Source organism: Conexibacter sp. CPCC 206217 (assembly GCF_030646165.1).
Taxonomy (GTDB): domain Bacteria; phylum Actinomycetota; class Thermoleophilia; order Solirubrobacterales; family Solirubrobacteraceae; genus Conexibacter.
Genome location: NZ_JAUTDO010000012.1, coordinates 42,293 through 58,923 on the forward strand (window position 1 = coordinate 42,293; position 16,631 = coordinate 58,923).

General features: G+C 74.1%; 17 protein-coding genes and 1 riboswitch. Of the genes, 8 read left to right on the forward strand and 9 right to left on the reverse strand.

Annotated elements, in window-relative coordinates:
- Positions 1-125: 125 nt before the first annotated feature.
- Positions 126-1,085, reverse strand: a complete 960-nt coding sequence (locus tag Q7L65_RS24510; RefSeq protein ID WP_304725463.1) for a LysR family transcriptional regulator — start codon at positions 1,083-1,085, stop codon at positions 126-128.
- A 152-nt stretch (positions 1,086-1,237) separates the two neighbouring features.
- A complete protein-coding gene (locus Q7L65_RS24515; RefSeq protein WP_304725465.1) occupies positions 1,238-2,263 on the reverse strand; it encodes an AsnC family transcriptional regulator in 1,026 nt (341 codons plus the stop codon).
- Positions 2,264-2,524: 261 nt separating this feature from the next.
- On the opposite strand from Q7L65_RS24515, the gene Q7L65_RS24520 reads away from it, so the two are divergent.
- Positions 2,525-3,247: a YoaK family protein gene (locus Q7L65_RS24520; protein WP_304725467.1), complete on the forward strand. Its 723-nt coding sequence runs from the start codon at positions 2,525-2,527 to the stop codon at positions 3,245-3,247.
- Positions 3,248-3,265: 18 nt separating this feature from the next.
- On the opposite strand, the gene Q7L65_RS24525 is transcribed toward Q7L65_RS24520, so the two are convergent.
- The 3 genes from Q7L65_RS24525 to Q7L65_RS24535 form a co-directional block, all read right to left on the reverse strand.
- The gene (locus Q7L65_RS24525) at positions 3,266-3,499 is read right to left on the reverse strand and encodes a helix-turn-helix domain-containing protein (RefSeq protein WP_304725470.1); all 234 of its coding nucleotides are present in this window, start codon (positions 3,497-3,499) and stop codon (positions 3,266-3,268) included.
- A 106-nt stretch (positions 3,500-3,605) separates the two neighbouring features.
- A complete protein-coding gene (locus Q7L65_RS24530) occupies positions 3,606-4,340 on the reverse strand; it encodes a GntR family transcriptional regulator (protein ID WP_304725471.1) in 735 nt (244 codons plus the stop codon).
- A 169-nt stretch (positions 4,341-4,509) separates the two neighbouring features.
- Positions 4,510-5,235, reverse strand: a complete 726-nt coding sequence (locus Q7L65_RS24535; protein WP_304725473.1) for an alpha/beta hydrolase — start codon at positions 5,233-5,235, stop codon at positions 4,510-4,512.
- A 101-nt stretch (positions 5,236-5,336) separates the two neighbouring features.
- Between Q7L65_RS24535 and Q7L65_RS24540 the strand changes: the two genes are divergently transcribed.
- The 6 genes from Q7L65_RS24540 to Q7L65_RS24565 all read left to right on the forward strand — a co-directional run bounded on the left by Q7L65_RS24540 (position 5,337) and on the right by Q7L65_RS24565 (position 10,716).
- Positions 5,337-5,660: a nuclear transport factor 2 family protein gene (locus Q7L65_RS24540; RefSeq protein ID WP_304725476.1), complete on the forward strand. Its 324-nt coding sequence runs from the start codon at positions 5,337-5,339 to the stop codon at positions 5,658-5,660.
- 127 nt (positions 5,661-5,787) lie between these two features.
- A riboswitch (cobalamin riboswitch) is annotated at positions 5,788-5,857 on the forward strand.
- A gap of 54 nt (positions 5,858-5,911) precedes the next feature.
- Positions 5,912-6,130, forward strand: coding sequence for a CbtB domain-containing protein (locus tag Q7L65_RS24545; protein WP_304725478.1), 219 nt, complete (start codon positions 5,912-5,914; stop codon positions 6,128-6,130).
- A gap of 12 nt (positions 6,131-6,142) precedes the next feature.
- A complete protein-coding gene (locus tag Q7L65_RS24550) occupies positions 6,143-6,886 on the forward strand; it encodes a CbtA family protein (RefSeq protein WP_304725480.1) in 744 nt (247 codons plus the stop codon).
- 24 nt (positions 6,887-6,910) lie between these two features.
- Entirely contained in the window at positions 6,911-8,425 is a 1,515-nt protein-coding gene (locus Q7L65_RS24555) for a hypothetical protein (protein WP_304725482.1), read from the forward strand.
- Positions 8,422-9,051 (forward strand): precorrin-8X methylmutase, encoded by a 630-nt coding sequence (locus tag Q7L65_RS24560; RefSeq protein WP_304725484.1) that lies wholly within the window; start codon positions 8,422-8,424, stop codon positions 9,049-9,051. The genes Q7L65_RS24555 and Q7L65_RS24560 overlap by 4 nt, the downstream gene beginning before the upstream one ends.
- Positions 9,052-9,060: 9 nt before the next feature.
- Positions 9,061-10,716, forward strand: a complete 1,656-nt coding sequence (locus Q7L65_RS24565; protein ID WP_304725486.1) for a precorrin-2 C(20)-methyltransferase — start codon at positions 9,061-9,063, stop codon at positions 10,714-10,716.
- Here Q7L65_RS24565 and Q7L65_RS24570 read toward each other — a convergent pair.
- Complete coding sequence (locus Q7L65_RS24570) at positions 10,704-11,447, reverse strand: cobalt-precorrin-6A reductase (RefSeq protein ID WP_304725489.1); 744 nt, start codon at positions 11,445-11,447, stop codon at positions 10,704-10,706. The two genes, Q7L65_RS24565 and Q7L65_RS24570, sit on opposite strands and share 13 nt — an antisense overlap.
- Positions 11,448-11,500: 53 nt before the next feature.
- On the opposite strand from Q7L65_RS24570, the gene Q7L65_RS24575 reads away from it, so the two are divergent.
- Entirely contained in the window at positions 11,501-12,604 is a 1,104-nt protein-coding gene (locus Q7L65_RS24575; RefSeq protein WP_304725493.1) for a cobalt-precorrin-5B (C(1))-methyltransferase, read from the forward strand.
- Between the two features lie 50 nt (positions 12,605-12,654).
- On the opposite strand, the gene cobM is transcribed toward Q7L65_RS24575, so the two are convergent.
- From cobM to Q7L65_RS24590, 3 genes are all read right to left on the reverse strand, one after another.
- Positions 12,655-13,401 (reverse strand): precorrin-4 C(11)-methyltransferase, encoded by a 747-nt coding sequence (gene cobM, locus Q7L65_RS24580; protein WP_304725495.1) that lies wholly within the window; start codon positions 13,399-13,401, stop codon positions 12,655-12,657.
- 4 nt (positions 13,402-13,405) lie between these two features.
- On the reverse strand, positions 13,406-14,893 hold the full coding sequence (cbiE, locus tag Q7L65_RS24585) for a precorrin-6y C5,15-methyltransferase (decarboxylating) subunit CbiE (RefSeq protein WP_304725497.1): 1,488 nt from the start codon (positions 14,891-14,893) through the stop codon (positions 13,406-13,408).
- A 67-nt stretch (positions 14,894-14,960) separates the two neighbouring features.
- Complete coding sequence (locus Q7L65_RS24590) at positions 14,961-16,616, reverse strand: bifunctional adenosylcobinamide kinase/adenosylcobinamide-phosphate guanylyltransferase (protein WP_304725499.1); 1,656 nt, start codon at positions 16,614-16,616, stop codon at positions 14,961-14,963.
- Positions 16,617-16,631 lie beyond the last annotated feature (15 nt).

Sequence of the window (16,631 nt, forward strand, 5' to 3'; positions counted from 1 at the left end):
GTCGTGCGGGGGGCCGCGTTTCCCCCCTCCCTATCGGCAGGACATCTTCAGTCCCATAGGTAAGAGTGCGGACGCGCCATGCGGATCAACGGGTGGGCAGCGCGCTTCGTGAATTGGCCTGGAATTCAGAGTTGCGCTGCGCCAGGCACGACGGCCTGTTCGGCTGCGACCTCGCGTGCGATCTGCACGACTTCGTGCGCGACCGCGACGGGCGGACGGGCCGCGTTCCAGCAGACCGACAGCGTCACCGGCGGGTGTGCCACGTCGAGCGGGATCGTGCGCAAGCGCGTGGCCAGCGGCCCTTCGAGCGCACCCGCAGCGGTTGCGGCGGTGCCGAGCAGGATGCCGATCGCGTCGCCCGCCGACAGCAGCGTCAACAGCGTCAGCAGCTGCTCGCAGCGGTGCGCGATCTGCGGCTTCAGCTCCGCGCTCGCGGCGACCTCGGAGAACAGTTCGAGGCCGTCAGAGCCGTCGAGGAAGACGAACGTCTCCTGGCGGATGTCGGCGAGCGTGAGGCACCCGCGCGCGGCGAGCCGGTGGTCGTCGCGGACCAGCACCTGCAGCGTCAGCGCGGAGATCGCAACCGTCTCGATCTCGTCCGCAAGCTCGCGTTCGTCGCGCAGCGCGACGACCGCTATGTCGAGCGTGCCGTCGAGCAGCTCGTGCAGCGCCGTCGCGCTGTTGCCGTGCTCGACGAGCTGCGCCTCGACCTGCGGGTGGCGTCGGCCGAAGCTGGCGATCGCGCCGGTCACCGCGGGCAGCAGCGCGATCCCGGGTCCCAAGCCGACGACGAGCCGTCTGCCGTCGTTGCCGGCGAGCGCGCGCAGCCGGCTCCATTGGCGTTCGCCGTCGTCGAGCAGTTGCATGCACGGATCGAGGATCCGCCGGCCGGCCGCCGTCGGCACGAGCGCGCGGCCGCCGCGGCGCACGAACAGGTCGGTCCCGATCGCGGCCTCCAGCCGCTGCACCTGACGCGAGACGCTCGCCTGCGACATGTGCAGCTCGGTCGCTGCGAGGTTGACGCTGCCGGCGCGGGCGACCGCGACGAACGTGCGCAGTAGCTCGAAGTCCATCTGCTCGGTCATCGGTTCTCCTGAAGGGATCGCGCGGCCGGGCACACGGCACAAGCGCGACGGTGGTCGTGATATCCGTCGCGCGGACCTGCGTGTCTCCCCCCTCCCGGTTGGGTGCCGCGCGGCGTGCTGAGAGAGCGGACCCGAGGCGGCGCGCGCGCCAGTCACATCGCCAGCGGCGCGAGCGCGAGGCGTTCGCCCTCGATCGCGATGCCGTGCTGCTTGACGCGCCGCAGGATCGGCGACGTCTCGACACTGCTGATCTGCGGCAGCGCGCCGATCCGCTCGGTCAGATAGCGGTACAGGTGGTCGGTGTCGCGGCAGCGCACGAGCGCCACCAGCGGCGCCGGACCGGTGACCGCGGCCGCGAACGCGATCTCCGGATGGCCGATCAGCTCCCGCCCGACCAGCTCGATCGCCGCCGGCGGCACCGCGATCCACAGCTGCGCGGAGGTGCGGTGGCCGAGCATGTCGCCGGCGATCTCCAGCTCGGTCCGCAGCAGCCGGGCCGCGAACAGCGACTCGACCCGCCGCGCGACCTGCGCCTCCGGCCGCGCCGTGACGTGCGCCAGCTCCGCATACGTCGTCCGCCCCTGCACGGCCAGCCGTCGCAGCAGCGGCTCGTCGGAGGCGGTCAGGAGCGGCAGCGAGCGCTGCGGTGCGTGGTCGGCGGAGGCCCGCGCGACGCGCAGCCGCCGCAGCTGCTCGGGATCGAGCGGGTCGCCGAAGCCGCTCCAGCGCGCGCCCGTGTCGCGGCTGAACTCGTGCAGCACGGAATGCGCGGCGAGACCGAGCACCTGGCTGGAGCGCGGCAGCGAGCCCAGCAGCAGATCGTGCTCGGTCCCCGGCAGCGCGCGCAGGCGACAGGAGATCTCGGAGCCGCCCGCGACGAGGTTGATCCACGAGGTGTCCTGGCGCTTGGCGAGCGCGGCCGCGAGCGGCATCGCCGCCGACGGTCGCACCTGGATCCGCAGCACGCGCGAGCGCACGCCCGCGAGCGCGGTCGTCTGCGCGATCACGCGGATCACGCCCGCGTCGCGCAGCCGCCGGTAGCGCCGCGCGACCGTGTGCTCCGACGTCTCCAACACGTCCGCGAGCCGCCTGAACGACGCACGCCCGTCGACCCCCAGCGCGTGGATCAGCTGGCGGTCGAGACGGTCGACGGCGATCGTGCCGGAAGCGTCGTGCATCGGGCGGCCAGCCTGCCACGACGCAGCACCCGCGCCCATCGCCAAATGTCCAAGCGCGAGCGCACCGCCGGCACCGCACCGCGCGCACCGCACCGCCGGCACCGCACCGCCCGCACCGCACCGCCCGCACCGCACCGCCCGCACCGCACCGCCCGCACCGCACCGTCCGCACCGCACCGCCCGCATCGCCCGCCGCGCATCTCGATCCCGGCAGATTGCATCCAATCCATGCGTCTTTGCATTCTTCTTTATGCTTCCTGCATGTCTTCCACCGCCCTGTCGGATGCGACGGGACCGCGACGGCTCTCGGAGAGAGATGCCCACGTGCTCCTCCTGCTCGGCCTCACGCTGGCGACCGGCGCGGTCGACGCCGTCAGCTACTTCTCGCTCGACCACGTCTTCACCGCGAACATGTCCGGCAACATGGCGCTGCTGGGCGTCGGCGTCGCGACGAGCATCCACGACGTCGCGGGCAACGTCTACGCCTTCATCGGCTTCGTCACCGGCGCGATCCTGACCGGCCGCTTCGTGCGCGCGCACGACCACTGGCCGCTGCGCACCGTGACGCGCGGCCTGGCGGTCGAACTGGTGCTGCTGATCGGGCTCGCGATCGTCGCCGGCGTCGCCGACGTCCCCGGCGACAAGGCGGTCCGCTTCAGCGTCTGCTTCGTGCTCGCCGCGGCGATGGGCCTGCAGACCGGGCTTGCCCGCCACCTCGCGGTGCAGGACGTCAACACGACCGTCGCGACGATGACGCTGCACGACCTCGCCGCCGCCTCGAAGCTGGCCGGCGGCGACTCCGTCCGCTGGAAGCGCCGTGCCGGCGTCGTCTTCGCGCTCTTCGCGGGCGCCGCGATCGGCGTCGGCTGCGACCGCATCGTGCCGTGGGGCGGCCTCGCCTTCACCGCCGGCGTCGTCGCGCTGATCATGGTCCTGACCGCAAAGGCGGCCCGCATCTACGACCCGCCGCGCCGGAGCGCCTGATCCGGCCGCGCGGGGCGCCTAACCGTGTCTGCCGATGCCGTCCAACAGCGTCGCGGGCCCGACCTCGAGCGCATCGGCGAGCTTCACGAGCGTCAGCACGCGCGGCTCGCGGATCCCGCGCTCCATGCGACTGACCTCGCCGGCGGTGACGCCCGACGCGTAGGCCAACTGCTCCTGCGTCAGGTCGCGGCGAGCACGCGTCGCACGGAGGTTCTCCGCAAATGTCGTGAGCGCTCTGGAGGGTCTCGCCACATGAAAAATCCTGCTAGTGCACTCCCCCATTATCAATGGTAAACAGCACCAGTCTTTGCACGCTAGTCGTATGCCGCAAGTACGACAGCTTCCTTGCGGTTGTTTCTCAGCTCGCGCGCGAATCGTCGAGCTGGCTCTCGAACCAGCGCGCGACCAGTTCGGCCGAGGAGCGCACGTGCCGCTCCATCGCCGCGCGCGCCGCTGCCGGCTCGCGCCGTGCGATCGCATCGGCGATCGCCTCGTGCTGCGCGACGTTGTCCAGCAGCAGGCGCGAGTCGCCCGACAGCGCCGAGTAGGTGATGTTGCGCGGCAGCCGCCGGTGCAGGTCCTCGATGCTCGCGCGCAGCTGGGGGTTACCGGCCGCCTCCTGCACGATCGCGTGAAACTCGGTGTTCGCGCGCACCCAGCGCTCGCCGGCGGCGCGGCCGCGGGGACTGTCAGGCCTTCTGACGAACGTCGTGACGCCGTCGTGGTAGCCGCGCCAGGCGTTCAGCAGCCGTCTGAGCTGGCCGTCGCGGATCCGCTCGGCCGCCAGCTCCGCGGCGTAGCCCTCCAACTCGGCGCGCACGTCGCCGAGGTCGCGCAGGTCGCGCGGCGACGGCCCCCGCACGCGCGCGCCGCGGTTGCGCTCGATCTCGACGATCCCGCGCGCCTGCAAGATCCGCAGCGCCTCGCGCACCGGCGTGCGGCTGACGCCGAACTGCTCCGCGATCGCGCCGTGGCGCAGCCATGTTCCGACAGGGATCTCGCCGAACAGGATCTGGTGCTCGATCGCGCTCACCAGCTCGTCGCTCAGCGACGCGCCTCTCAACCCCGGCGCGGCTGTCAGCGGTTCGCCCATGCGCGCCGATCGTAGCGGCGACGAGGGGCGTTCGCGCGCGACGAGGGGCGTTCGCGCGCGAACGGACGCCGCGACGGGCGCGGGCGAGGCTCGGCGTCGTGCGATGACGCCGTGCCCAGCGCCACACGGACTCGTGCGGCCGCTCGGGCCGAGGCTCCCGCCGGCTCCGTCAGTCGCGCAACGCGTCGAGGCGCTGCGCCAGTTCCTGCGGGCGGCTCAGGTAGACGCAGTGGCTCCCGTCGATCTCGTCCGGCTCGATCCCGAGCCGCTCGCGTACCAGCCCCCGCATCCACTCCGTCGGGAAGAAGCGATCGTCGCGACAGAGCAGGAAGCGCGTCTCCACGTCGGGCCAGGCGTCGAGCGGCCACGGCTCGGTCATCGGCTTCCCCGCCTGGTCGCGCGACTGCTCGAGCGCCGCCGCCCCCAGGTCCGGCGGCACGTCGTGGAGGTAGAGCGCGATGTCGTCCAGCTCCGGCCGCCCACGCGTCGCCGCCATATAGCCGCTCGTCGTCCACCACTCGCCGGCCGTCTCACCGGGCAGCGGGATCATCGCCGACACGAGCACGAGCAGGTCGGCGCCGATCCGATCGCAGACGAGCGGCGCGGTGAAGCCGCCGAGCGAGTGCGCGACGACGACGAGCTGCTCGCGCGTATTCGAGGACTCCGTCACGCCTGTTGAGCCCGCGGCGGCGGCGGCTGCCGTCGCTGCCTCCTCCGCCGCCGCACCGACGGCCTCGACCACCGCGTCCGCGTACTCCGCCAGACCGGCGTCCGGGTCGTCGCACGGCAGGTCGACCGCGATGACGTCATGGCCGCGCTCGCGCAGCTCCTCAGCGACGAGGTCCCACGACGAGGCGACGTCGCCCGCTCCGTGGATCAGCACATACGTCGCCATTCGCCTCCGCCCGCCGGTGATGGACAATGCGATGCAGTATCTCCTCCACGACCCAGGAGCGATCCCATGCCGTCCGCCTCCCGACCTGCGCGCATCGTCCGATGACCGGCCCGATCCCACAGCCGGTCGTGACGCTGCTCGACGCCGCCAACGCGAACGACCTCGACGCGTTCCTCGCGGCCTTCACCGCCGACGGCGTCGTCGACGACTGGGGCCGCGAGTTCCACGGCGCCGACGCGATCAGAGGCTGGAGCGACGGCGAGTTCATCGGCGTCGAGGTCTCGCTCGCGGTCACCGCGGTCGAGCGCCAGGGCGACGAGACGATCGTGACCGCCGAGGTCGGCGGCAAGGGCTTCAACGGGCCGAGCCACTTCGCCTTCCGCGTCGAGGGCGAGCGCGTCGCGCGCATGACGATCCGCGCCTGAGGGCGCGCGCAGCGGCTTCTCGCGCGCGCCCGCGCGCGCGAGAAGCAGGCTTCCGAAACCCGTCGCTTCTGCTGGTTCCCCTCCGCCACCGGGGCGGCTATGATCCCGCGGACGCGTGGCGGTGCGAGGAAGCCGGTGAGATACCGGCGCGGTCGCGCCACTGTGATCGAACGAAGCGTCGTTCGTCAGCCAGACACTTCTCCGGCACGCGCCAATCCACGACGGGACGCGTGATCCCGAGGAGGTACAGCATGTCTGACATGACCGTCGAACGAGGATCCACTCGAATCCCCGCTCCAGTCGTCTCGCCGCGGGAGCTGCTCCCGTACGCGATCGCCGTCAGCGTGCTGATGCTCGTGCTCGTGTACTTCGTCGGCAGCGAAGAGGGCGCGCTTTCGATCATCTCCGGCACGAGCGTCCACGAGTTCGTGCACGACGCGCGCCACCTGCTCGGCTTCCCCTGCCACTAGGCAGGCGCTGACATGGCACGTTCCCTGCTCGTGCGGGGCCTGATCGCCGGCGCGCTCGCCGGTGTCTTGGCCTTCGTCTTCGCACTCATCTTCGGCGAGCCCCAGATCGACAAGGCGATCGACTTCGAGGAGGCGCTCGCCGCCCTCAGCAACGCGCCGGCGGAGCCCGAGGTCGTCAGCCGCGGCACGCAGAGCACGATCGGTCTGTTCACCGGCACGGTGATCATGGGCATCGCGCTCGGCTCGATCTTCGCGATCGTGTTCGCCTGGGCGTACGGCCGCGTCGGTGCGCTGAAGGCCCGCGCGACCTCCGCCTTGCTCGCGCTCGGCGCCTTCATGGCGATCACGCTGGTGCCGTCGACGAAGTACCCGGCGAACCCGCCGACCGTCGGCAACCCCGACACGATCGACAGACGCACGCTGCTGTTCGTCGCGATGATCGCGATCTCCGTGCTCGCGCTGATCGCCGCCTGGCGGCTGTGGCGCCAGCTCGCGCCGACGCTCGGCGCGTGGAACGGCGCGATCGTCTCGGGCCTCGTGTTCGTCGCCGTGATCGCGGTCGCGGAGCTGATCCTGCCATCGGTCCAGGAGACGCCGAGAGGCTTCCCCGCCGACGTGCTGTGGCACTTCCGGATCGCCTCGATCGGCCTCAACGCGACGCTGTGGGCCGGCATCGGCCTCGGCTTCGGCGCGCTCGCCGAGCGTGTGCTGGAGCCAGCTGCGGCACGCCGCAGCACGGTCGCCGCCAGCGCCTGAGGCGCCGGTCGGACGCGTGTCGTCATGAGCCGCACGGGGATCGTCCCCACCGTCGCACCCGGCGCCGCCACGGCGCCGGGGACGGCGAGCGGCCAAGCGGGGGACGCAGCGACGGCGCGCCCCGCGGTCGACCGCTGTCCCGGCATCCTGCGCCTGCACGATGCCGGTGACGGCGGGCTGGCCCGCGTGCGGGTGCCCGGCGGCCGGCTCTCCCGCCGCACGCTCACGACGCTCGCCGACGCGACCCGCCTCGGCAACGGCCTCGCGGAGCTGACCTCCCGTGCCAGCGTCCAGGTCCGCGGCCTGCCCGCCGACGCCGCCGCCCCGCTCGTCGCGCTGCTGGCGGCCGGGGAGCTGCTCCCGTCGCGTGCGCATGATCGCGTCCGCAACGTGCTGGCGAGCCCGCTGGCGGGGCGTGTACCGGGAGCGCTCGGCGCCGCGCACGGCTCGCTCGGCGATTTCACCGCCGCATCCGCGCACGGCTCGCTCGGCGACGTCGCCGCAGCCTCCGCGCACGGCTCGCTCCTCCCCACCGACGCGCTCGTCGCGCAGCTCGACGCCGCGCTCTGCGCCGATCCCGCGCTCGCCGCGCTGCCCGGCCGCTTCCTCTTCGCGCTCGACGACGGCGCGGGATTCGTGGACGTGGCGGCGAGCGATGTGGCGTTGGTCGCCGAGCCGATCGCCCGCGTTCCCGGTCGCAGCGCCGGCGCGGACCCGCGAGACGCCGGTGGCGGCGACCGCGCGGCCGGCGCGACCGCCGGCGCCCGCTTCCGCCTCCACCTTGCCGCCATCCCGACCACCCTCACCGTCGAGCCCGGCGACGCCGTCCCGCTCCTGCTGCGCACTGCCCTCACGTTCCTCACCCTGCGCGCCGAGCTGGCGCCGACCGCCTGGCACGTCGCCGACCTGCCCGACGGTGCAGCCGCACTCGCCGCGGCGCTCACGACCGCGCTCGCGCACGCGAGCAGCGGTCGATCGCTGGTCCAGGAGACCAGTGATCGACCGCTGCTCGCGCCGGGCGCGCTGATCCAGGCCGACGGCCGCGTCGCGATCACGGCGCTGCCGCCGTTGGCGCGGCTCGACACGCGGCAGCTCGACGGGCTGTCGGAGCTGCTCGTCGCGCACGGGCTCGACGACGCCCGCCTCTCGACCGCCCGCACGATCACCGTGCCCGACATCGAAGCGGACCGTGCCGACGCCGTCGCCGCCGGGCTGCGCGCGCTCGGGCTCGTCACGACGCCCGACTCCGGCTGGCGCGGCCTGACCGCATGCTCCGGCGCCGGCGCGTGCCGTCGCGCGCTCGTCGACGTCCGCGCCGCGGCCGCCGTCCGCGCGACCCAGCGTGGCCCGCAGGCGCCCGCCGAGCACTGGTCCGCCTGTCCCCGCAGATGTGGGATGAAGCGCGACGTGGCGGTCGGGATCGTGGCGGGGGACGACACGCTCCTGATGACCCGCGCCGGCGTGGCGCGCGGCGAGGCGACTGACGTCGAGCACGCGCTCGAACTGCTGACAACGACGGACGAGAGACCTGCCGCATGAGCATCGACTACATCCGCGACGGCGCGGAGATCTACCGCAACTCGTTCGCGATCATCCGCGCCGAGGCCGATCTCGACGGGCTCGAGCCGATTCTCGCGCGCACCGTCGTGCGGATGATCCACAGCTGCGGGATGGTCGACCTGCGCAGAGACGTCGCCGCCTCGCCCGGCTTCGGCGCGGCCGCCGTCGCCGCGCTGCAGGCCGGCGCGCCGATCCTCTGCGACACGATGATGGTCGCCTCCGGCGTCACGCGCAGACGGCTGCCGGCCGACAACGAGGTCGTCTGCACGCTCAACGAGCCGGGCGTGCCGGAGCTGGCGAGAACGCTGGGGACGACGCGCAGCGCCGCGGCGATGGAGCAGTGGCGCGACCGCCTGGAGGGCGCGCTCGTCGTGATCGGCAACGCGCCCACGTCGCTCTTCCGCCTGCTGGAGATGATCGAGGACGGCGCGCCGCGACCGGCGGCGGTGGTCGGCGTGCCGGTCGGCTTCGTCGGCGCGGCCGAGTCGAAGGTGGCGCTGGCCGAGCACCCGTCCGCGCTGGAGCACGTCGTCGTGCACGGCCGCCGCGGCGGCAGCGCGATCGCCTGCGGAGCCGTCAACGCGCTCGCGAGCGAGCAGGAGTAGGTGGCGGCGATGAGTGACCCGATTTCGTCCGGCGAGGCTTCCCGCGGCGGCGACGCGGCGGGCGAGCCGCAGCCCAGAGGCCGCCTGTTCGGCGTCGGCGTCGGTCCCGGCGATCCCGAGCTGCTGACGCTCAAGGCGACGCGCGCGATCCACGACGCCGACGTGATCGCCTACCCGAGCGCGCGCCACGGCAAGTCCGTCGCGCGCCGGATCGCGGCGCCGTATCTGCGCGCCGACCACCTCGAGGTGCTGCTGAAGTTCCCCGTCACGACGGAGCTGACCTCGCACCCGGGCGGTTACGAGGCAGCGCTGTTCGAGTTCTACGACGACGCGTCGGCGGAGCTCGCGGTCCATCTCGACGCCGGTCGCGACGTCGCGATCCTGTGCGAGGGCGACCCGTTCTTCTATGGCTCCTACATGTACTTCCACGAGCGTCTCGCGCCCAGCTACGAGACGACCGTGATCCCCGCCGTGACCGCGTTCAGCGCCGCCGCAGCGGCCGCCGGAACGCCGCTGGTCAAGCGCGAGGACATCTTCATGGCGCTGCCGGGGACGCTGCCGCAGGAGCAGCTCGCGGAGCGCTTGGCGAGCGCCGACGCGGCCGTCGTGATGAAGCTCGGGCGGACCTTCCCGAAGGTGCAGGAGGCGGCCGAGCAGGCCGGCGTCGGCGACCGCGCCGTCTACGTCGAGCGCGCGAGCGCGCCCGAGCAGCGGATCGAGGCGCTGCACGACGTGGAGGGCAGAGTGCCGTACATGTCGTTGGTGCTGGTGCCGACGGCGCAGGTGCACGAGGCGACGGCGCCTGGCGTGGCGGGGGCCGCGGCGAACGTCGAGGCGGCTGGCGGCAACGCGGCTGACGAGACCGCGCCCGCCGGGGCGAGCGGATCCGCCGCGGCGTCCTCGCGGCGCGGCTCCGTCGCCGTCGTCGGCCTCGGCCCGGGCGGCTCGGAGTGGCTCACGCCCGAAGCGCGCGCCGAGCTGGCCGCGGCGGGTGAGCTGGTCGGCTACAAGACCTATGTCGACCGCGTTCCCGGTCGCGTCGGGCAGAACCGCCACGCGACCGACAACCGCGTCGAGGCCGAGCGCGCGCGGCACGCGCTGGAGCTGGCGGCCGCCGGCAGACGCGTCGCGGTCGTCTCCTCCGGCGATCCCGGCATCTTCGCGATGGCCGCCGCCGTGATGGAGCAGCTGGAAGCGGGCGGCGCGGAGTTCCATGGCGTGGGCGTCCGCGTGGTGCCCGGCCTGTCGGCGATGCAGGCGGCCGCGTCGCGCGTCGGCGCGCCGCTGGGCCACGACTTCTGCGTGCTGTCGCTGTCGGACGTGCTGAAGCCGTGGGAGGTGATCGAGCGCCGGCTCGACGCGATCGGCTCGGCCGACCTCGCGCTGGCGATCTACAACCCGCGCTCGAAGACGCGGCCGTCGCAGCTCGACGACGCGCGCGCGGTCCTGCTGCGCCACCGCGCGCCGGAGACGGTCGTGGTGCTCGCGAGAGCCGTCGGCGCGCCGACCGAGACGATCACGATCACGACGCTCGGCGACTTCGACGCGGAGGCCGTCGACATGCGCACGCTGCTGCTCGTCGGCTCCTCCCAGACGCGCGTCTTCGGCGACGGCAACGGCACCGGCCCGACCCGCGTCTACACCCCGCGCAGCTACCCGGGGTGAGCGAGACGCGCGCGGACCCACGCAACCGCTTCGTCCACGCTCGCGACCACGGCGCTGCCCGCCACCCGCGCCGGACGGCGGACGACGATCACGGGCAGGCCGCGCTCGCGTGCGGCGTCGAGCTTCGCCTCGGTCAGCGCGCCGCCGCTGTCCTTCGTCACGACGAGGTCGAGCCGGTGGGCGTCGATCAGCTCCAGCTCGCCGGCGAGCGTGTAGGGACCGCGGTCGAGCAGCAGCTCGTGATGGGACGGCAGCGGCGGATCGGGCGGGTCGACGCAGCGCACGAGGAAGAACGCGTCCTCGACGCTCGCGAACGCCGGCAGGCCCTGGCGCCCGGTCGTCAGCAGCACGCGGGCTCCTGGCGGGATCAGCGCCGCGGCGCCGTCGAGGTCGTCGGCCCAGCTCCAGCGGTCGCCGTCGCGCGCGCTCCAGCCGGACCGCTCCAGCCGCAGGAGCGGCACGCCCACGCGAGCGCTCGCCTGCGCCGCGCTCGCCGAGATCCGCTCCGCGAACGGATGGGTCGCATCGACGATCGCGTCGATCCGCTCCTCGCCGAGCCACTCGGCCAGCTTCTCGGGACCCCCGAATCCGCCGATCCGCACCTCCCCGACGGGCAGCCGCGGCCGCGCGACCCGACCCGCGAGCGACGAGATCGCCGCTACGTTGTCGCGATGCAGCGCCGCCGCCAGTTCGCGCGCCTCGCCAGTCCCTCCGAGGATCAGAATCGGCACGGTCTGACCCTCAGGTCGAGCGTTAGAGTCGTCTGCGTATCGCCCGGTGCAGCATGAGTTCTGAGGCATCTGCACTGCGACGTGGCTGGACCACCGGCGCCTGTGCGACGGCGGCGACCAAAGCCGCCTACCACGCCCTCCTGACCGGCGGGGAGTTCCCCGATCCGGTCGCAATCAGGCTTCCGGGCGGGCAGGAGCCGGGGTTCGCGCTCGCGGTCGAGCGATTCGGTGGTTCCTCCGCCACCGCCGGCGTGATCAAGGACGCCGGCGACGATCCCGACGTGACGCACGGCGCGCTCGTGCTGGCGACCGTTCGGCATGGGGAGCCGGGTTCGGGCGTCGTCTTCCGCGCCGGCGCGGGCGTCGGGACGGTGACCCTGCCCGGACTGCAGCTCGCCGTCGGCGAGCCTGCGATCAACCCGGTCCCGCGCAGACTGATGCGCGCGGTCGTCGCGGAACTGGCCGAGCTTCACGGCGTCGCGGGCGACGCGATCGTCGAGATCGGCGTCGAGGGCGGCGAGGAGATCGCGAAGAGAACCTGGAATGGCCGGCTCGGGATCGTCGGCGGGCTGTCGATCCTCGGCACGACCGGTGTGGTGATCCCCTACTCGTGCTCGGCCTGGATCGCGTCGATCCGCCACGGCATCGACGTCGCGCGCGCAACGAGACAGCCGCACGCGATCGCCGCCACCGGCGACACCTCCGAGCGCGCCGCGCAGCGCCTCTACGACCTGCCCGGCTCCGCTCTGCTCGACATGGGCGACTTCGCCGGCGCGACGCTCAAGCACCTGGCGCGCAATCCGGTCCCGCGCCTGACGCTCGCGGGCGGCTTCGCGAAGCTGTCGAAGCTCGCCGCCGGCCATCTCGACCTGCACTCGGCCCGCTCGCAGGTCGACCTCGACCGCCTCGCCGAGGCTGCCCGCGCGGCCGGAGCCGACGACGCGCTCGTCGCCTCGATCCGCTCGGCGAACACGGCCCTCCATGCCTTCCAGCTCACGCGCGACGCCGGCGTGCCGCTCGCCGACAGCGTCGCCGCGGACGCGCTGCGGGTCGTGCAGGAGCAGCTCAGAGGGGCCGCGGTCGAGGCCGAGGTGCTCGTGGTCGACCGCGAGGGCGAGGTCGTGGCGCGCGCCGGGCGGCTGTCGCCGGTCGAGTAGACCGCCGCGGGCCGCTCCGCCGACGCGCGCTGCCGCTTGTCGCCCGCCGGTCACGCCGGCCGGTCCCGGCCCTTCGAGTAGAGGAAGCTCTCGGCGAAGTCGCGGCCGCTGAGCGCTGGGCCGACGAGGATCGCGGCGGTGCGTCTGACGCCGGACTCGGCGACCTGGGCGGCGATCGTCGCGAGCGTCCCGCGCAGGATCAGTTCGTCGGGCCAGCTCGCGCGCGCGACGACCGCGGCCGGGCAGTCGGCGCCGTAGTGCGGCACGAGCACGTCGACCAGCTCCTCCATCGCCTGCACGCCGAGGTGCAGCACCAGCGTCGTGCCGTGGGCGGCGAGCGCCGACAGCTCCTCCCCGCCGGGCATCGCGGAGGCCTGTCTGCGATAGCGCGTGAGGATCACCGACTGCGCGACGCCGGGGAGCGTCAGTTCGCGTCTGAGAGCGGCGCTGGCGGCGGCGAAGGCCGGCACGCCGGGCGTCATGTCCCAGTCGATCCCGAGCGCGTCGAGCCGGCGCGTCTGCTCCCCGAGCGCGCTGTAGATCGAGAGGTCGCCCGAGTGCAGTCGCGCGACGTCCTCGCCGTTTGTCTGCGCGCGCGTGAACTCCTCCACGATCCCGTCAAGCTCGAGGTGCTGCGTGTCGACGATTCGCGCGCCTTCCGGCGCATGTTCGAGCACCTCCGGTGGCACGAGCGCACCTGCATAGAGACAGACAGGGCTGGCAGCGATCAGGCGCTGCGCGCGCAGCGTCAGCAGGTCCGGCGCACCGGGCCCGGCGCCGATGAAGTGGACGATCATGCGGTCATGCCTCGGGTTCCTCCTGCTTGCGTGCCTCCCACTGCACGACGGGCATCTGCTGACGCCAGCCGCTGAACGAGCCGACCGGCTCGGCATGTGCGATCGCGACCTGCGTCAGGCTGCCGCCGTGCGCCGCGCGCGCCTCGAGCAGCCGCGCCTGGCTCTCCAGCGTCACAGCGTTGACGACGATCCGCCCACCCGGCCGCAGCGCCGCCCAGGCGGCGTCGAGCAGACCTGGCGCGGTCAGGCCGCCGCCGATGAAGACGGCGTCGGGGCGGGCTGCGTCGGGCACGCCGCGGTCGGCGTCGGGCACGCCGCGGTCCGCGTCAGGCGTGCCGCGGGCTGCGCCAGGCGTGCCGCGGTCCGCGTCGGGCGTGCCGCGGTCCGCGTCAGGCGTGCCGCGATCCGCGTCAGGTGCGCCACGATCCGCGTCAGACGCGCCACGATCCGCGTCAGACGCGCCACGGGATGCATCGAGCGCACCGTTCAGCTCGCGCGCGAGCACCTCCGGCGCGCGCCCGTGCACGACGCGCAGCTCCGGCACGCCAAGCGTGCTCGCGTTGGCGGCGATGCGGACAGCGCGGTCGGCGTTCGCCTCGAACGCGACCGCGCGCGTGCCGACGACAGCGCGCAGCCACTCGATCGCGATCGATCCGTTGCCGGCGCCGACGTCCCACAGCAGCTCGCCGGGCAGCGGCGCAAGCGCGGCCAGGGTGACCGCGCGCACGTGGCGCTTCGTCAGCTGGCCGTCGTGGTCGAAGGCGTCGTCGGGCAGCCCGGGCGTCGTCGCGAGCGCACGAGTGCCCGGCGCGGCGCGGGTCTCGATCGCGATCGCGTGCAGGGGGTCGGCGCAACGCTCGCGCCACCCCGCCGCGGTCGCCTCGATCAGCCGCTCGCGCGGTCCGCCGAGCTGCTCCAGCACGACGAAGCGACTCGGCCCCCAGCCGCGCTCGACCAGCACGCGGGCGACCTGCGCCGCGCCGTCGCTGCCGGTCGCGTAGACGACGAGCCGGCGCCCCGGCTGCAGCGACCGCGCCACCAGCTGCGGTGCGCGCGCGACCGTGCTCAGCAGCTCCGTGTCGGCGGCCGGCCAGCCCAGCCGCGCGCAGGCGAGTGCGAAGGCGGACGGGTGGGGGATCGCACGGAGGGTCGCCGCGGGCGCGGGTGCCGGATCGGTCGCCGCGGGCGCGCCGCCCGCAGCCGCGATCCGACGGGCCAGGCTCGCACCGATTCCGTGCAGCATCGGATCGCCGCTCGCCAGCACGACGGCGTCGCCGTGGCGACCGGTCACCAGCTCGTCGAGCAGTCGTTCGAGCGGCGACGGCCACGGCAGGCGACGCGCATCGGGCGCCGTCGCCGCGGGCGGCAGCAGCTCGAGCTGCCGCGTCGAGCCGACCACCAGCGGCGCTTCCGTCAGCGCCTGGCGCGCCGTGGCGCCGAGTCCGTCGTAGCCGTCCGCGCCGATCCCCACGACGGTGAGCTGGGCGGTCATCGCGAGCACCTCGCAGGCGCCGGCCAGTCGCGGTCGCGGTCGCGGGAATCGGCGCCAGCGTGGCGGCTCACTCGCCCACCACCTCCGCCAGCGCCTCGACCAGGCGCGCGTTCTGCTCGGGGGTGCGGGCGGTCAGGCGCAGGTGGCGCGCGTCGAGGCCCGGGAAGGTAGCCGCTTGGCGCACGGCGATCCGGCGGTCGCGCAGGCCGGCCGCGACGGCCGCCCCGTCGGCGACCTCGATGAGGCAGTAGTTGGCGGCCGCCGGCCAGGTGCGGACGCCGGCGATCGTCGCGAGCCCGCGCTGCAGGTCCTCGCGCTCCTCGCGGGCGCGCTCGGCCGCCTCCGCCAGCGCAGTGGGCCGCTCGCCGATCGCGACGAGCGCGGCGAGCGCGAGCGCGTTGACCGACCACGGCGGGCGCACCGCGCGCAGCCGCTCGGCGAGCGCCGGGACCGCGATCGCGTAGCCGGCGCGCAGGCCGGGGATCGCGAGCGACTTCGTCAGGCTGCGCAGGACGATCACGTCGTCGAGCGGCTCGCCCGCGAGCGAACCCGGCTCACCCGGGACGAGGTCCATGAACGCCTCGTCGACGGCGAGCACGCGACCCGGACGTCGCAGCGCCAGCAGCGCGGCCGCCGGGTCGAGCGTCCCGCTCGGCGACGCCGGGTTGCCGACGACGACGAGGTCGGCCGCCTCCGGCACCGCCGCGGGATCGAGCGCGAAACCACGCGCGGGATCGCGCAGGACACGCACGACTTCGACACCGTGCGCGCGCAGCGCCGCCTCGGCCTCGGTGAAGCCGGGATGGACGCAGACCGCCAGCCGCGGTCTCAGCGCCGCGGGCAACAGCCACAACGCCTGCGCCGCCCCGTTCGCCGGCACGATCTCCTCGGGCGCGCGACCGTGCAGCCCGGCGAGCGCCGCGCAAGCCGCGCGTTCGTCCGGATAGCGCGTCGCCTCGCCGTCGAGCGCGGCCTGCAGCGCCGCGCGGAGCCAGTCGGGCGGCCCGCCCGCACAGACGTTCACGGCATGGTCGGCGTCCCCCGGCCGCACGGCGGTGTCGCCGTGGGTGCGGAGGGCAGCGAAGTCGTCTGAGGCGACCGGCGCGGAGCGCGGCACGACCGGCGCGATCGCGGGCACGGGCTGCGCGAGGGGCGGAGCCGGCTGCTGCGCGGCCAGCACGATCGAGCGACCCGCGACGACCAGCTCCACGTGGTCGGCCGCGGCCGCCAGCCGCTGCGTCGCGCTGCCGAGCAGATCCAGCCAGACGCGTGAGGCACGGTCCGCCGGGAGGACGCCCTCGCCGGCCTGCTCGGCGACGACGATCGTCATGCCACCGCTCGCGCTGAGCTGAGCGGCTGCGCCGACGACCTGCCCGATCCGCTCGGCGACCGCCTTGCTCACGCGCGCGAGCGTCTCGGCGGACGGGTCGTCGAAGGCGCCCGCGCGGTGCAGCGCGGTCGCGATCCACGGCCCGAGTCCGTCGACCAGGACGCAAGCGGCGCCGGCTCCAGCGAGCGCGCCTGCCAGGTCCGCCTCGGCCGCGACGGTCTCCCACTCCGCCGGGCGTCGCGCGAGGTGCGCGGCAATCCGCCCCGCCAGCGACGGGTCCCCGCCGTCCGCTGTCGCGACGTAGCGAACCGGCAGACCGGTCGCCGCCGCGATCGCCTCCGCCCGCGCGCTCTTGCCCGACCGCGTGCCGCCGAGCAGCAGTGTGAGACTCATGCCGCCCGCTCCGCG

Bases quoted from the DNA above. Each gene is read 5' to 3' on its own strand.
- Q7L65_RS24510 (WP_304725463.1), bottom strand. From the start codon at position 1,085: ATGACCGAGCAGATGGACTTCGAGCTACTGCGCACGTTCGTCGCGGTC.
- Q7L65_RS24515 (WP_304725465.1), bottom strand. From the start codon at position 2,263: ATGCACGACGCTTCCGGCACGATCGCCGTCGACCGTCTCGACCGCCAG.
- Q7L65_RS24520 (WP_304725467.1), top strand. From the start codon at position 2,525: ATGTCTTCCACCGCCCTGTCGGATGCGACGGGACCGCGACGGCTCTCG.
- Q7L65_RS24530 (WP_304725471.1), bottom strand. From the start codon at position 4,340: ATGGGCGAACCGCTGACAGCCGCGCCGGGGTTGAGAGGCGCGTCGCTG.
- Q7L65_RS24535 (WP_304725473.1), bottom strand. From the start codon at position 5,235: ATGGCGACGTATGTGCTGATCCACGGAGCGGGCGACGTCGCCTCGTCG.
- Q7L65_RS24540 (WP_304725476.1), top strand. From the start codon at position 5,337: ATGACCGGCCCGATCCCACAGCCGGTCGTGACGCTGCTCGACGCCGCC.
- Q7L65_RS24545 (WP_304725478.1), top strand. From the start codon at position 5,912: ATGTCTGACATGACCGTCGAACGAGGATCCACTCGAATCCCCGCTCCA.
- Q7L65_RS24550 (WP_304725480.1), top strand. From the start codon at position 6,143: ATGGCACGTTCCCTGCTCGTGCGGGGCCTGATCGCCGGCGCGCTCGCC.
- Q7L65_RS24555 (WP_304725482.1), top strand. From the start codon at position 6,911: ATGAGCCGCACGGGGATCGTCCCCACCGTCGCACCCGGCGCCGCCACG.
- Q7L65_RS24560 (WP_304725484.1), top strand. From the start codon at position 8,422: ATGAGCATCGACTACATCCGCGACGGCGCGGAGATCTACCGCAACTCG.
- Q7L65_RS24565 (WP_304725486.1), top strand. From the start codon at position 9,061: ATGAGTGACCCGATTTCGTCCGGCGAGGCTTCCCGCGGCGGCGACGCG.
- Q7L65_RS24575 (WP_304725493.1), top strand. From the start codon at position 11,501: ATGAGTTCTGAGGCATCTGCACTGCGACGTGGCTGGACCACCGGCGCC.
- cobM (WP_304725495.1), bottom strand. From the start codon at position 13,401: ATGATCGTCCACTTCATCGGCGCCGGGCCCGGTGCGCCGGACCTGCTG.
- cbiE (WP_304725497.1), bottom strand. From the start codon at position 14,893: ATGACCGCCCAGCTCACCGTCGTGGGGATCGGCGCGGACGGCTACGAC.
- Q7L65_RS24590 (WP_304725499.1), bottom strand. From the start codon at position 16,616: ATGAGTCTCACACTGCTGCTCGGCGGCACGCGGTCGGGCAAGAGCGCG.